The sequence below is a fragment of the Variovorax sp. OV084 genome, from assembly GCF_900111625.1.
Lineage (GTDB): Bacteria > Pseudomonadota > Gammaproteobacteria > Burkholderiales > Burkholderiaceae_C > Variovorax.
On the sequence record NZ_FOII01000003.1, the window covers coordinates 557,522 to 571,566 of the forward strand.

At 66.6% G+C, this 14,045-nt stretch carries 15 protein-coding genes; 4 read left to right on the plus strand and 11 right to left on the minus strand.

Going from position 1 to position 14,045, the window contains the following annotated elements; all coding sequences use genetic code 11:
* Window positions 1-2: 2 nt before the first annotated feature.
* The 8 genes from BMW87_RS12720 to BMW87_RS12755 form a co-directional block, all read right to left on the minus strand.
* Window positions 3-719, minus strand: a complete 717-nt coding sequence (locus BMW87_RS12720) for an ABC transporter ATP-binding protein (protein WP_093057002.1) — start codon at window positions 717-719, stop codon at window positions 3-5.
* A complete protein-coding gene (locus BMW87_RS12725) occupies window positions 712-1,488 on the minus strand; it encodes an ABC transporter ATP-binding protein (protein WP_093076616.1) in 777 nt (258 codons plus the stop codon). Before BMW87_RS12725 ends, BMW87_RS12720 begins: the two co-directional genes overlap by 8 nt.
* A complete protein-coding gene (locus BMW87_RS12730) occupies window positions 1,485-2,447 on the minus strand; it encodes a branched-chain amino acid ABC transporter permease (protein ID WP_093076618.1) in 963 nt (320 codons plus the stop codon). Before BMW87_RS12730 ends, BMW87_RS12725 begins: the two co-directional genes overlap by 4 nt.
* On the minus strand, window positions 2,444-3,304 hold the full coding sequence (locus tag BMW87_RS12735; protein ID WP_093076619.1) for a branched-chain amino acid ABC transporter permease: 861 nt from the start codon (window positions 3,302-3,304) through the stop codon (window positions 2,444-2,446). Before BMW87_RS12735 ends, BMW87_RS12730 begins: the two co-directional genes overlap by 4 nt.
* Before the next feature lie 31 nt (window positions 3,305-3,335).
* A complete protein-coding gene (locus BMW87_RS12740; RefSeq protein WP_093076621.1) occupies window positions 3,336-4,526 on the minus strand; it encodes an ABC transporter substrate-binding protein in 1,191 nt (396 codons plus the stop codon).
* Between the two features lie 112 nt (window positions 4,527-4,638).
* Window positions 4,639-4,962, minus strand: coding sequence for a 2Fe-2S iron-sulfur cluster-binding protein (locus BMW87_RS12745; protein ID WP_093056997.1), 324 nt, complete (start codon window positions 4,960-4,962; stop codon window positions 4,639-4,641).
* 5 nt (window positions 4,963-4,967) lie between these two features.
* Window positions 4,968-6,416 (minus strand): glutamine synthetase family protein, encoded by a 1,449-nt coding sequence (locus tag BMW87_RS12750; protein WP_093076622.1) that lies wholly within the window; start codon window positions 6,414-6,416, stop codon window positions 4,968-4,970.
* An 11-nt stretch (window positions 6,417-6,427) separates the two neighbouring features.
* Complete coding sequence (locus BMW87_RS12755; RefSeq protein ID WP_093076624.1) at window positions 6,428-7,762, minus strand: aromatic ring-hydroxylating dioxygenase subunit alpha; 1,335 nt, start codon at window positions 7,760-7,762, stop codon at window positions 6,428-6,430.
* 262 nt (window positions 7,763-8,024) lie between these two features.
* Here BMW87_RS12755 and BMW87_RS12760 point away from each other — a divergent pair, with 262 nt between their 5' ends.
* Window positions 8,025-8,759 carry a GntR family transcriptional regulator gene (locus BMW87_RS12760; protein ID WP_093056994.1) on the plus strand — a complete coding sequence of 245 codons (735 nt, stop codon included), beginning with the start codon at window positions 8,025-8,027 and terminating at the stop codon, window positions 8,757-8,759.
* 92 nt (window positions 8,760-8,851) lie between these two features.
* Window positions 8,852-9,469: a TetR/AcrR family transcriptional regulator gene (locus BMW87_RS12765; protein ID WP_093076625.1), complete on the plus strand. Its 618-nt coding sequence runs from the start codon at window positions 8,852-8,854 to the stop codon at window positions 9,467-9,469.
* On the opposite strand, the gene BMW87_RS12770 is transcribed toward BMW87_RS12765, so the two are convergent.
* Window positions 9,466-10,965 (minus strand): amidase, encoded by a 1,500-nt coding sequence (locus tag BMW87_RS12770; RefSeq protein WP_093076627.1) that lies wholly within the window; start codon window positions 10,963-10,965, stop codon window positions 9,466-9,468. The genes BMW87_RS12765 and BMW87_RS12770 overlap by 4 nt on opposite strands.
* A gap of 99 nt (window positions 10,966-11,064) precedes the next feature.
* Window positions 11,065-11,871, minus strand: a complete 807-nt coding sequence (locus tag BMW87_RS12775; RefSeq protein WP_093076628.1) for a metallophosphoesterase — start codon at window positions 11,869-11,871, stop codon at window positions 11,065-11,067.
* Window positions 11,872-11,951: 80 nt separating this feature from the next.
* On the opposite strand from BMW87_RS12775, the gene BMW87_RS34695 reads away from it, so the two are divergent.
* Window positions 11,952-12,170 carry a hypothetical protein gene (locus BMW87_RS34695; protein WP_093056991.1) on the plus strand — a complete coding sequence of 73 codons (219 nt, stop codon included), beginning with the start codon at window positions 11,952-11,954 and terminating at the stop codon, window positions 12,168-12,170.
* 10 nt (window positions 12,171-12,180) lie between these two features.
* On the opposite strand, the gene BMW87_RS12780 is transcribed toward BMW87_RS34695, so the two are convergent.
* On the minus strand, window positions 12,181-13,161 hold the full coding sequence (locus BMW87_RS12780; protein WP_093056990.1) for a LysR family transcriptional regulator: 981 nt from the start codon (window positions 13,159-13,161) through the stop codon (window positions 12,181-12,183).
* Window positions 13,162-13,282: 121 nt separating this feature from the next.
* Between BMW87_RS12780 and BMW87_RS12785 the strand changes: the two genes are divergently transcribed.
* Complete coding sequence (locus BMW87_RS12785; protein ID WP_093056989.1) at window positions 13,283-13,825, plus strand: hypothetical protein; 543 nt, start codon at window positions 13,283-13,285, stop codon at window positions 13,823-13,825.
* The last annotated feature ends 220 nt before the right edge of the window (window positions 13,826-14,045 follow it).

A 14,045-nucleotide genomic window follows, 5' to 3' on the forward strand; every position in this document is an offset into this window, starting at 1 on the left:
CGTCAGGCTTGCTCGGCGATTCCCACGCCGAGCAAGCCTTCGAGCAGATTCCTGTCGGCCGCGAGCTCCGCGCTCGGCCCCGCATGCACCACGGTGCCGCGCTCCAGCACGATCGCCTTGTGCGTCATCTCCAACGCGAGCACCGGATGCTGCTCGACCACGATCGACGCCAGTCCTTCCGACTCACACAGCCGGCGGATCGCTGCAGCCAGCTCTTCCACGATGATCGGCGCGAGGCCTTCCATCGGCTCGTCGAGCAGCAGCAGCTTGGGGTTGGTCATCAGCGCGCGGCCGATGGCGAGCATCTGCTGTTCGCCGCCGGAGAGCTGGTTGCCGTAGTTGCCGCGCCGCTCGCGCAGGCGCGGGAAGAAGTCGTAGACGCGCTTCAGGTTCCAGCCGCCGAGCCGCGATATCACCGTGAGATTTTCTTCAACGGTGAGCGATGGGAACACCTCGCGCTCCTGCGGCACCCAGCCCAGCCCCGCGCGCACACGCTGGTGCGACGGCCAGCGTGTGATGTCGGCACCTTGCCAGCGGATTGAGCCCTGCATCACGCGGGTGTTGCCCATCAGCGTTTCGAGCAGCGTGGTCTTGCCCACGCCGTTGCGCCCGAGGATGGCGAGGCTCTCGCCTTGCGGCAGCGAAAAGTCGAGCCGGTCGAGCACGACCGCGTTGCCGTAGCCGGCGGTGACCTGGTCGAAGGCGAGTGCTTCAGGCATGGTGGTGATGGCGGGGTGAGCTTCCGAGATAGACCTCGCGCACGCGCGGGTCGGCGCCGATTTCCGAAGGCGTGCCCTCGGTCAGGATGCGTCCGCCCACCAGCACCGAGATGCGGCGCGAGAAGCGGAAGACGAGCTTCATGTCGTGCTCGATGAACAGCACGCTGATGTCGGGCGGCAGCGCAGCGATGGCCTCGAACAGCTCGCCGCTCTCGTCCTCCGGCACGCCGGCAGCGGGTTCGTCGAGCAGCAGGATGCGGGGCTTGGCCGCGAGTGCGAGCGCGATCTCCAGCAGCCGCTGCTTGCCATAGGCCAGCTCGGCTACGGGCACGTCGGCGAGGCTGTCGAGCCGGAGCGTGCCGAGCAGCGCATGCGCCTCGTCGAACACCGCCGTGCAGCCCTTGAGCGGCCGCCACCAAGTGGCACCCAGCCCTTCGCGCTCGCTGATTGCCAGCACCACCGACAACAGCGGCGTGAGGCTGGGGAACAGCGTGTTGATCTGGAAGGTGCGCGCCAGGCCCATGCGCGCGCGCTTGTCGCCAGGCAGGCGCGTGATGTCGCGATCGCCCATGTGGATCGATCCGCTGGTGGGCTTGAACACGCCGGTAAGCAGGTTGATGAGCGTGGTCTTGCCAGCGCCGTTGGGACCGATCAGCGCCTGCCGCGCGCCGGGTTCGAGCGAGAGGTTCACATCGCTCACGGCCTGGAAGGCGCCGAAGCGGATGCCCAGGCCGTGTGTGCGCAGCGTGTGCGTGGTGATGGAACTCATCGCGCCTTCCCCATGCGAACGAAACGCGAGAGCGCACCCATGATGCCGCCGCGGCCCAGCATGACGGCCGCAATAAGGAAGATGCCGAGCCAGAACATCCAGTACTGCGGGTTCATGTCCGCGAACCAGTCGTGCACCAGCATGTAGACGATGGCGCCGATCATTCCGCCGTACAGCCGCCCTGTACCACCCAGCACCAGGATGATGAGTACCTCTGCCGAGCGGTTAAAGCCGATCGACTCGATGCCGACGAACTGCGTGGTCTGCGCCAGCAGCGCGCCCGCCACGCCTGCCACCGCGGCCGAGAAGGCGTATGCCATGCGCAGCCGCGCCTCCACCGGCGAGCCGATGGCCGTCATGCGCTTGCGGCTGTCGTGAATGCCGCGCAGCGCCAGGCCGAAGGGCGAGCGCAGCACGAGCCGCACGAGCAGGAACATCGCGAGCACCACGCCGAAGGCATAGCCGAATGCGGTCTTGCCGTAGAGGTCGAAGTCGAAGAGGCCGAGCACCGGTGCGATGACCACGCCCTGCAGTCCATCGGTACCGCCGGTGATGCCCGAGAGCCGGTTGGCCAACTCGTACAGCAGCACGCACACGCCGATGGTGATCATCAGCCGCGTGAGGTCGGCGCCGCGCACCACGAGGTAGCTCAATACATAGCCGAGCACGCCGCACACTGCGAGTGCGAACAGCAAGCCGGTGAAGGGCTCGCTCCAGCCGTACTTGGCCAGCAATCCGGCCGCGTAGGCGCCCGCGCCGAAGAAGGCCGCGTGGCCCACGGTGAGGATGCCCGCGTAGCCCAGCGCCATGTCGAGCGACACGGCGAACAGGCCGAAGATCATGATCTGGCTCATCAGCGTGAGCTTGTCGGGCAGCAGGAAGAAGCTCGACGCGAGTGCCAGCCAGAAAGCGATTTCGGCGATGCGCAGGTGCGCGGGAGAAAGATGCAGGGCTTTCATGCGAGCCCCTTCTTCGCAACGATGCCGTTCGGCCGCACCAGCAGCATGACGATCATGAAAACGTAGATGAGAAAAGCGCCCGCTTCCGGCAGGTAGTACTTGCCCGCCACGTCCACGATGCCGACCAGCAGCGCCGCAATGAACGGCCCGGTGACGGTGCCTGCACCGCCCACGCACACCACCATCAGGAAGTAGACGAGGTACTTGAGCGGGAACGACGGCTCCAGCCCCAGCATGCCCAGGCTCAGCGCACCGCCGAGGCCCGCGAGGCCGCAGCCGAGAGAGAAGGTCAGGAAGAACAGCCGCTGCACGTTGATGCCGGTGCCGCCCGCCACGCGCTGGTTGTCGACCGCCGCGCGCACCATCGCGCCGTAGCGCGTCTTGCCCAGGCCCAGCAGCAGCGCGGCCAGCACGGCCACGCCGCAGACGATCAGGAACAGGCGGTAGCGGCCCACTTCGAGGCCCAGCAGCGACATCTGCCCGTCGAGCGCCGGCGGCAGCGTGAAGGGCTGCATCGTCGGGCCGAAGAAATACGTGAAGGCGGCGATCGACACGAACACCACGCCGATCGACAGCAGCACCTGGTCGAGCGGATGCGCGCGGTACAGCCGACGGTAGAACACGAACTCCAGCACCGCGCCCGCAACGGCAGCCGCCACGAAGGCCGCCGCCAGCGAAAGGCCGAAGCCCAGGCCGAAGTGGTTCATCAGCACGCTCGCGGCGTAGCCGCCCACCATCGCGAAACTGCCGTGCGCGAGGTTGACGAAATTCATGAGCCCCATCGTGATGGACAAGCCCACGCCGATGAGAAACAGGAGCATGCCGTAGGCCACTCCATCGAAGATCACGATGCCCATGAATTTCCTGCTGGCTGACGAACTGGCTGGCTTACTTGGCTGCGGCTTCCTTGGCCGGGTCCTTCACGCGGTCGAACTTGTCGAACTCGACGTTCACCAGCTGGCCGTTCACGCGCTCGGTCTTGCGGATGTAGACGGTCTGCACGATGTCGCGCGTGGCGGGGTCGATCTCGATGGGGCCGCGCGGGCTCTCGAAGCTCAGGCCCTTCAACGCCTCCATGAACTTGTCGCCGCTGGCGTCGCCCTTGGTCTTAGCCAGTGCGAGGTCGATGGCGGCCATGGCGTCGTAGGCGGTCACGGCGAAGTAGCTCGGGCGCAGCTTGGCGCCGTTGTCGGCGGCGAAGTCTTTCACGAACTTCTGGTTCTTGGGCGAGGGGTGCGCGAACGAGTAGTGGTGGCTGGTGACCAGGCCCAGCGCCACGTCGCCGGTGGCGTCGAGGTAGCTGTCGTCGGTGGCTTCACCCGTGGCGTAGAGCTTGATGCCGGCCTGCTCCATGCCGCGTTCCTTCCACACCTTCAGGAAGGCCGGCGGCATCACGCCCGAGGGGAAGAAGAAGAACACGGCCTGGGGCTTGGCGTCCTTGATGCGCTGCACGTAGGCGGAGAAGTCGGGGTTGTTCATCGGCGTGCGCACTTCGCCCGAGACCTTGCCGCCGCCGGCGGTGAAGGTTTTCTTGAACGCGGTCTCGGCATCGACGCCCGAGGCGTAGTCGGCGACCACGGTGTAGGCGTCCTTGATGCCTTCCTTGAGCATGTAGCGCGCCATCGGGTCCGTTACCTGCTGCACGGTGAACGACAGGCGCGCCACGTAGGGCGAGCTGGTGGTGATGGCCGACGATGCCGCGTTCATCACGATCGTCGGAATCTTCGCCTGCGTGGCGATGGCGCCCACGGCGTACGCGTTGGGGCTGAAGTCCAGGCCGGTGAGCACGTTCACCTTGTCGCGCACGATGAGCTCCTGCGCGATGCGCTTGGCGGCGTCGGGCGCGGGGCCTGCGGTGTCCTTCTTGATGATCTCGACCGTGCGGCCGCCCACCTTGCCGCCGTGCTCCTTCAGGTACAGCGCGATGCCGGCGTCGAACTGGCGGCCGTAGTCGGCGTACGGGCCCGAGTAGGTGGCGATGAGGCCGATGCGCAGCGGCTCGTCGGCGGCGTGCGCCGTGGCGCCCAGCAGGCCGAGGCCGGCGAGCAGCAGGGTCGAGAGGATGGTTCTCTTGGTCATCGTTGGGTTCACGGGAAAACGCCTTTCAGGTGGAGTGGATGCGCCACGTCGGGCGCCGCTGTCATGTAACCGAATATGCAAACAAAGCGGGCGATGATGCCCGAGCCGTCCTTCAAATCTGGGTATCGGGCACGCGGACCCTGAGGCCATCGAAGGCTGCGGTCACGCTGAGCTGGCAGCTCAGGCGCGAGCCGGACCTGCGCTCGGACGCGACGGCGTCGAGCAGCGCGCTCTCCATGTCGTCGGGCGGCGGCAGCAGGTCGATGAAGGCGTCGTCCACGTAAACGTGGCAGGTGGCGCAGGAACAGCAGCCGCCGCACTCGGCGTCGATGCCGCGCACGTTGCCGCGAATAGCGGTCTCCATCACGCTGGCGCCGACCTTGGCGTCGACTTCGCGGGTGGTGCCGTCCTTGAGGATGTAGTGGATCGTGGGCATGGTTTTCAGAACATGTCGAAGTACTCGCGGTGTTCCCACTCCGAGACTTCGAGGTTGAAGCGGGCGATTTCCGCTTCCTTGATGTGGCAGAGGTAGTCGATGAAGACTTTGCTCATCTGCATGTTGAGCATCTCGTCCTTGCGCAGGCAGGCGAGGGCGTCGCTCAGAGAGCGAGGTAGTTGCTCTGCCGGTGTTTCGTACGGCGCATCGGCCGAAGGACCGGGGTCGGTCTTGTTGCGGATGCCGTCGAGCCCCGAGAACAGTTGCGACGCCAGGTACAGGTACGGGTTGGCCGTCGGCTCGCCCACGCGGTTCTCGATGCGCGAGGCGCTCTGGCCCACGCCGCCGAGCACGCGCAGCATCGCGCCGCGGTTGTCCTTGGCCCAGATCGCGCGGTCGGGCGCGAGCGAGAAGGGGCGGTAGCGGCGGTAGCCGTTGATGGTGGGGCTCGCCAGCGCCGCGGCGCCGCAGGCATGCGCCTTGAGTCCGCCGAGGTAATGCACGCCGATCTCGCTGAGGGTCTGGCCTTCGGCCTCGGGCATGAAGGCGTTGACGCCGTCGCTCTTGCGGCGCAGCGACTGGTGCAGGTGCCAGCCGCTGGACATCACGTTCGGAATCTTCGGGCGGCACATGAAAGTGGCGTGCAGCCCGGCGCGCTGGCAGATCTGCTTGATGGCGCTGCGCAGCAGCACCATGGTGTCGGCCGGCATCACGCCGGCGGTGGGGCCGAAGGTCAGCTCGAACTGGCTCGGGCCGAATTCGATTTCGAGCGATCGCAGCGGCAGGCCGAGCGCGATGAGGTTCGAGCGCAGCAGTTCCATCAGCCCGTCGACGCGGTCGTAGCGCAGCTCGGTGAGGTACTGGTGGCCGTGCGACAGCAGCGACACGCGCGGCGGCTCGCCGGGCTGGCCCGAATCGGCCAGGCCCATGCGCGCGTCGTCGAGCTTGAAGACGTGGAACTCCACTTCGAGGCCGGCGATGAAGTCCAGACCCAGCTCATCGAGCTGGCGCACCGCGCGCTGCAGGATCTGCCGCGTGGCAAAGGGGCAGGGCTTGCCGTCGGCCATGTAGGCGTCGCACATCACCCAGCCGGTGCGCGGCGACCACGGCAGCACCTTGAAGGTGGCGGGGTCGGCCACGATGGTGAAGTCCGCGCCGCCCTGCAGGCCTTCGATGGCGAAGCCGCCGCCTTGCGTGAACACCGGGAACACGGTCTTGTGCGAGGTGTCCTTGGCGAGCAGCGTGGAGGTGAGGTTCACGCCTTCCCACAGGGCAGAGCGCGCCTCGGTGGCAACGAGCGTCTTGCCGCGCAGGATGCCGTGCTGGTCGGGCCAGGCGAAGCGCACGAGGTCGACCTCGCCGCTGTCGATGCGGCGCACCAGCTCCCTGGCCTGCGCATGCTGGTCGTCGGACCAGAGGCCGAAGCGGTCGACGAATGTGTGGCTGCTGCTCATGGCGTGCGTGCTCAGGCGGCGAGCCGTGCGGAGGCCCAGTCGGACTTCAGGCGGCGCGCGCGGTCGGCGTCCTGCCAGTAGGCCTCGGTGGCTGCCTCGTCGCTGACGTTGCGGCCGATGCCGTCGATGGAGGGCGGGCCGGTCATTGCGCTGGCCTGTGCGGCGTCGATGAGCATTGGCGCGCTCTCGCCGGCCAGCGTGGCTTCGATGGCCTTCACCAGCACGCGGCGGTAGGCAATGATGCCCTTGTCGGTGCTGCCCAGGTGCTCGCGCGTGCGGTCCTGGATGGCGCCTTGCGACTCCACCGCCCACTGGTCGTGCACGTTGATGTCGTCGCCCATGCCGGTGTAGGTTTCGGTCAGCTGCTCCTCGATGCTGTAGCCGTAGTTGTTGCGCTTGTTCTTGCGCGAGGTGTAGTCGGGCAGCTCGTAGAGCTTCAGGCGCTGGTCGCGCATCTGCTGCTTGTCGACCGGGCCTGTGAAGCTGGTGAAGATGGCGTACCAGTAGCAGTGCGTGTCGTCCACCGGCACGTGCCATTGCGAGATGGTCATCTCGGCGCTCATCGGGATCACGAAGGCCTGCGGGAACACCACGTTGGTCACGCGCACGTGGGTGGTGTCTTCGGACAGCTTGCGCAGCGCCTTCAGGCGGAAGCCGTAGTCGGTGGGCTCCACGCTGATGTCGGGACGGTCGTACTCGCGCAGCACCTTGGTGATGGGCATGTCGGAGTCGGCCGATGCGCCGCGGAACTGTTTGCCGTAGCTCCCGGAGGTGTCTTCGTCCTCGAAGAAGCGGTGCAGGTACGAGGCGTGCGCGGGGTCGATGCCCACTTCGAGCGCCTGCAGCCAGTTGCATTCGAACAGGCCCTTGAACGCGAAGGTGTGGCTGTCGGGCGCGACGAAGCAGTCGAACTCGGGGAAGGCGGGGGGCTCGCCCTCGCCGATGTACGCGAAGACGACGCCGCTTTTCTCGACCACCGGATAGGCCGACTGCTTGATGCGGCTGCACAGCTTGCTGGTGGCGGGCTCGGCGGGGGTTTCGAGGCAATTGCCCTTGGCGTCGAACAGCCAGCCGTGGAAGGCGCAGCGCAGGCCGCCGTTTTCGAGCCGGCCGAAGGCGAGGTCGGCGCCTCGGTGCGGGCAGTCGCGGTCGAGCATGCCGAGCTGGCCGTTCTCGTCACGGAACAGGACGAAGTCCTGCCCCATGAGCTTCACGGGCTTGACCGGGCGCGGGCCCGCAAGTTCGTCGGCCAGGGCCACCGGCTGCCAGTAGCGGCGCAGCAGCTTGCCGGCGGGCGCGCCGGGTCCGACGCGGGTGATGAGATCGTTCTGCTCTGCGCTGATCATCGTGCGGGCTCCATCGTGGGGACTGTGGAAAGAGGCTTGCAGCCATTGCATGCAACTGTATGCATTGTCTTGGTGATCCTCGATCCGGGTCAAACTTTCATCTGCGATTTCGCCCCGATTCGGGGCTTGAAGAGGCAAAAATCAGGGTAAACGCTGAGCTGCTCGTTAGTTTTTGACATTTGTTGTGGCGCAATGCATGCAACAACCGAGCCAAGCTAAATATGCTGCGTGCAGTGTCGGGCTCGTCTCCTAGAATCCGCCGATGGACTCCCAACAATCCCGCGTGCTCGTGCAACTGCGCGACATGATCCTCAAGGGCGAATTCGTGCCCGGAGAGCGGCTGGCCGAGATCCCGCTCGCCGAGAAGCTCGAAGCCTCGCGCACCCCGGTGCGGCTCGCGCTGGCCAGTCTGGAGCACGAAGGGCTGATCGAGCAATCGCCCAGCGGCGGCTACCAGATGCGCCGCTTCACCTCGCAGGAAGTGGCCGACGCCATCCGCGTGCGCGGCGTGATCGAAGGCTTCGCCGCGCGCCTGCTGGCCGAAGACGGTGCATCGCGCCAGCTGCTGCGCGACCTGAAAGAGTGCCTGGAGGATGGCGACCGGGCAGTGAACAAACCCAGCATGGAGATCGACGACTACGCGGCCTACGTCGAAATGAACGACCGCTTCCACAAGCTGATCGTCGAAGGCTGCGGCAATCTCGCGCTCAAGCGGGTAATGGACATGCTGGGCGGCCAGCCCTTTGCCGCTCCGAGCGCGATGCTGCCGATGCAGTCGTCGATGGAAGAGGGCCAGCAATGGATGCGGCAGGCGCACCGCACGCACCATGCGATCGTGCAGGCCATCGAGCGCGGGCAAGGCTCGCGGGCGCAGGCGCTGGGCGAGGAGCACGTCGAGATCGCGCGCATGAACCTCGACTACGCGCTGGAGCGCCCGGAACTGGCGGCCGAGCTGATGCCGGGCATCCGCCTGGTATCCAAGGGCCGGGGCGCCTGAGATCGGGCAAACCGGCGGGTCTGTAAAAGACTGGCTGGTATTTCGACATCCATGCCGTCTGCCCAGCGACGGGCGAGACTAGAATTTCCGGCATGAGTGCCACCGCCCCCGCCAAGACCTCGTTCAAGGAACAGATGCTGCAGGCCCGCGAGGAGGCCATCGTGCAGACCGCGAACCGCCTGCTCGCCGAGAAGGGCTTCGAATCGATGACGGTCGACGAGGTGGCCGCAACGGTCGGCATCGCCAAGGCCAGCCTCTACAAGCACTTTCCCAGCAAGGAAGACCTGGCGGCCGCCGCGATGGTGCGCATCATGCAGCGCACCCTGGATTTCCTTGCCGCGGTGCCGGCCGAGAACAAGCCCGTCGACAAGCTGCGCGCCGTGGTGCGCTGGGCCATGCAGATGCAACTGGCCGGCGAGATGCCTTCGCTGCCGCACCAGAACTCGAGCCTGCGCGCCGCGCTGATGAACAACCGGGGATATCTCGACCGCCTGGTCACCATCAGCGACCAGCTCGGCGGCTGGATCCAGACGGCGCAGGCCGACGGCTCGCTCAACCCGAAGCTGCCGGCGATAGCCGTGCTCTACACGTTGTTCGCACGCGCCTGCGATCCGGTGCTCGGTTTCCTGAAGGCTGGCGGGCTGCAGACAGACGAGCAGATCGTCGAGCTTGTGCTCGCAACCTGCTTCGACGGCCTGGCCGCGCGCTAGCTGCTGAGCGCGCGCCGCGGCGTCACCACGGCTTCGACCGCTGCGCCCACCGCGAGCAGCCGGTGATCGGTGTTGCCGATGCTGGCCACCATCAGCCCGACCGGCGCCGTGCCCGCGTCGTGGCAGGGCACCGAGAGCGCGCAGCCGTCGAACAGGTTCACCACCGAGGGGTTGCGCAGCATGCGGCCATTGATGCGGTAGTAGGTGTCGTCGTCCTTCAGAACTTCGGCGATCGGCGGAGCGATATCGGGCGTGGTGGGCATCAGCATCGCGTCGTAGCCCACGGCGGCCGTGTTGATCGAACGGATGAACTGGCGGCGCAGCGCCTGCAGCTGCAGATAGTCAGGCGCGGTGATGGTTTCGCCGGTCTTGATGCGGGCCAGCACGCGCGGGTCGTACTTGGCGGCACCTGTCTTGATGAAGTCGCGGTGCCAGGTGAAGGCTTCGGCGGCGGTGATCATGCCGCGCGGGTTGATGGTCGGCGCCTTCGCGAACTCGGTCATCGGCAGTTCGGTGACCGTCGCGCCGGCGGCGGAGAGCTTGGCCAGCGCCGACGCGAATGCCGCGGCCACGGGCGCCGACAGATCGTCCTGGAAGAAGGTCTTGGGCACCGCGAAGCGCAGGCCGCGCAGCGGAAGCACACGCAGCGGGCGCTGCAGTTCGGCGGCCAGCACGGCGTCGAGCAGGGCGCAGTCTTCCACCGTCCATGCCATCGGCCCGGCCGAATCGAAGGAGGTCGACAGCGGCATCACGCCGTCGAGCGGAATGCGCCGCTGCGTCGGCTTGAAGCCCACCAGCCCGTTGAGCGCCGCCGGGATGCGCAGCGATCCGCCGGTGTCCGTGCCGATGGCGCCGGCCGCCATGCCGTCGGTCACCGAGATCGCGCCGCCCGAGGTCGAGCCGCCCGGGATGCGGCCTGTTGCGCGGTCGTAGACGTTTTTCGGCGTGCCGTAGTGCGGGTTGACGCCCAGGCCGGTGTAGGCGAACTCGACCGTGTTGGTGCGCCCGATGATGATCGCGCCGGCGCGCCGCAGCCGCTCGACCACGAGGGCATCGCGCGCCGCCGGCGGCTGGCCGGCCAGCACCATCGAGCCGCCGAGCGTGGTGATGCCGGCTTCGTCGAACAGGTCCTTCAGGGAGATCGGGATGCCGGCGATCGGCGAGGCGGCCGGGCGGCCGCTCTTGCGCTCGGCGTCGAGCCGTGCCGCGGTGGCGCGGGCCGTATCGGCGTGCACGCGGATGAAGGTGCGCGCGCCTTCGCCCGCGGGGTTCTGGATGGCGGCCAGTGCTTCTTCTACTAGCTGGCTGCTGCTGAGGGTGCCGGCGGCGAGGCGGCGCGACATTTCGGCTATCGACAGCTGGCCCATGGCCCTGCCGGCGGTTTCGTTCGGTCCCTGGGCGAAGGCCCGGGGCCACAAGGAGAGCAGTCCAGTGGCCGCGGCGGCGCCGGCGGTCTGCTGCAGGAAGTTGCGTCGTTGTTGTTGCTGTTGCGTCATGGCGCTCTCCTCCATCGGTGAGATGGGCTCGGCCAGTCTACACAGCCGTGGTGGCGAACGCGTTGCTGGCCGTTACCGTCTGCGCGACGCTGCGGCCGGTCAGCGCACGTCGATAAGCAACTGGGGCTTGTAGCCTTCCTGTTCGCCGTTGCGTGCGTAGCCCAGCGGGTTGGCCACCACGCGGCAGCCGTTCTTCACATAGTCCGACGGGCAGTGCAGGTGGCCGTGCAGCCACAGCTTCGCATGGGGCAGCAACTCGTCGAGCGCATTGCAGAAGCCGGCCGTGCCGGGTGTCAGGCCGTAACGCGGGTCAGCACTTTCGAGGCTCGGCGCAAAGTGGGTGATGGTCACCGTGGTGCCGTCGAAAGGTTCGGCCAGCGCCTGGGTGAGCCAGGTCTGGCAGGCCAGCGCCTGGTCGCGCAGCTGCGCGGCGAGGAAGAGTTCGCCGTTACGCATGGTGGCTGCTTTTTCAAGATAGAAATCGGCCGCGCGCATGGCCTTGCCACGTTTCTTGAGCGCCTCGGCCAGGCTGTCGGTGGGTTCGGCCAGTGCGTCGAAGTCGGCCCACAGCGTGGTGCCCACGAAGCGGATGCCGTTGATTACCCGGGTTTCGCGCTCCAGCCAGAGGATGTCGAGTTCTTCGCAGAGCGTGCGCAGGCGGTCGTGGGTCTCGTCGAAGTCGACGTTGTCGTACTCGTGGTTGCCCGGCACGTAGACAACCGGCACTGGCCAGCCGTTGCGGGGCGAAAAGCGGCCCAGGCCGAAATCGGTATCGGTCAGGCGGGAGCCTTGCTGGTAGGAGCCGATGTCGCCCGCCAGGATCAGCATGTCGGCGCCCGGCACGGGCTCAGCATGGAAGCGGGGATGGGACTCCAGATGCAGGTCGGAGAGCAGTTGCAGCTTCATCGTCGGGCCAGTCTAGGTGAATTGCCCCATGCGTGAAGTGCATAAGGTTTGGCTTGATTAACTAGGGATAACCCTTATTCTTGAAACATCAACCACTCCAGCGCAGCCACGAGCCGCGCACCGTCATGTTCAGCCTCATTGCCCAAGTGGCCCGTTTCTTCCGTTCTTCCAGCGCCAATGCTCCGGCCAGCCACGCCGCAGCGCTGATGGAAAGCGCCGACATGCGCGCCGGCCGCGGAGCCCACCACGCGCAGGAACTGCGCGCCGCAGCCAGCGCCTGGCTCAGCGTCGTCCGCTAAGCGAACCCGGTCAGCCGGGCACTTTCTGCCCGAGGACCGATCCGGCGAAAGCCGCGGCTGCCGAGCGCAACAGCGCATTGCGCAGCCACTCGTGCGAATGCCCATGCTGGGCGCGCCGATGCCAGATGGCATCCACGTGCACCGGCGGCTGGTCGAAGGGCAGGTCGCGCAGCACCAATTGATCGTCGATGCCGGTCACCGTCACGAAGTGACGAGGCAGCACGGTCAGCAGGTCTGAATTGGCGACCACCCGACCGGCCGTGAAGAACTGGTTCACCGTCACCACGATGCGCCGCTCGCGCCCCAAGGCGCCCAGCGTCTGGTCGATGAAGCCGTAGGGCCGCCCCGAAAAACTCACCAGCAGGTGCCGCGCGGCACAGTAGTCGTCGAGCGTGAGGGGCGCGCTCGCCAGCGGATGGCCGCGCCGCATCACGCATACGTATTGGCCCAGGTAGAGCCGCTGGGTCTCGAACGGCACCCCCACCCCAGATTGCCCGCGCGCCGCGAGGCTGGCGATCACCGCCGGGAAATAGCCGACGGCCATGTCGACTTCTTCCAACTCCAGCATGCGGCGCGGATCGCGTGTGGTCAGCGGCAGCACGCGTAACGAAATGGCGGGCGCTTCCTTTTCGGCGATCTGCACCAGGCCAGGGATGAGTTCGGCTGCGGTGGCGTCGGCCATCGCTAATAGGAAGGTGGTGTCGGCGGTGCCTGCATCGAACTCGCCGGGAGCCAGTGTGTGCTGCAGCTGGCGCAGGGCATCGCGCACGGTCGGCCAGAGGGCAAGCGCCCGTGGCGTGGGCTCCACGCCGGCGCCGGAGCGGCGCACCAGCTCGTCCCCCAGTACTTCACGTAAGCGCCGCAGCGCATTGCTTACCGCCGGTTGCGTGATCGAGAGGTTGCGGGCGGCGCGCGTGAGGTTGCGCTCCGCCATCACCTCGTCGAAGACGCGAAGCAGGTTGAGGTCGAGTGTGCGAAAGTTGACGTCCATCAGTCTTGTGAATGATAAACATCAGAAAGATAAAGTGGACGAACACTGGGGTAATCCCTAATATCACTGCATCGGCCTTGTTCGCCACCACTGATTACCACTGTCCCAGGAGGGATGCATCATGACTAGCTTCGTTCACGTTGACCAACCTACTGTCCACCCCGGCGTGCGTCGCGCCGAAGTCCTGTTCGGCCAGATCCAGGCTGCCCGCGCCGGCGCCAATGGCGCCCGTCCGCTCGTTGCCCTGCTGATCGTCGCCATTGCGGCGGCCGTGCTGGTGGTGACTGACTCGCTCGTTTCCAACTGGAACGAAGGCGGTCTGCTCGCTGCCTGGACTGTGTTCTGCGTCGCAGCCATCGCCTTGTTCGCGCTGTTCGCAGGCTCGGTGCGCCAAAGCAGCATCGCCGGTGCCTGGCGCGCTGCCGCCGAACGCCGTGCCGCTGCCCGCGCCGACGCCCGCTTCCTGGAAACCGCCAAGAGCGACCCGCGCGTGATGCAAGAGCTGCAGGCTGCGATGTGGCGCCAGCAATCGGAAGGCACGGTGCCTGCCGCTGAGGCTGCCAAGATCGACGCGCTGGCCCGCATGAGCACCCGTTCGCAGGAAGTGCGCATGCCCACGCTCTATGAAGCGATGCGCCGCATGAACAGCTCGCGCTATTACTAAGTAGCAACTTGCTGTATGTAAGAAAGCCGCCCTCGGGCGGCTTTCTTTATGGAGGAGCGTAGTCTTCGAGGAGGTGCCTCGGAACTTGGGCGAAAAAAGTTCCTGGAGGTTGATGGCGCCCCCAAATCTGTCATATACTCGTGGGCTTCGCTGATGAATGCCACTGGTGTTCGAGGCAGTTGATGCTTCTTCTGGGGCGTTGATTGTTGGCGGTGAAGAA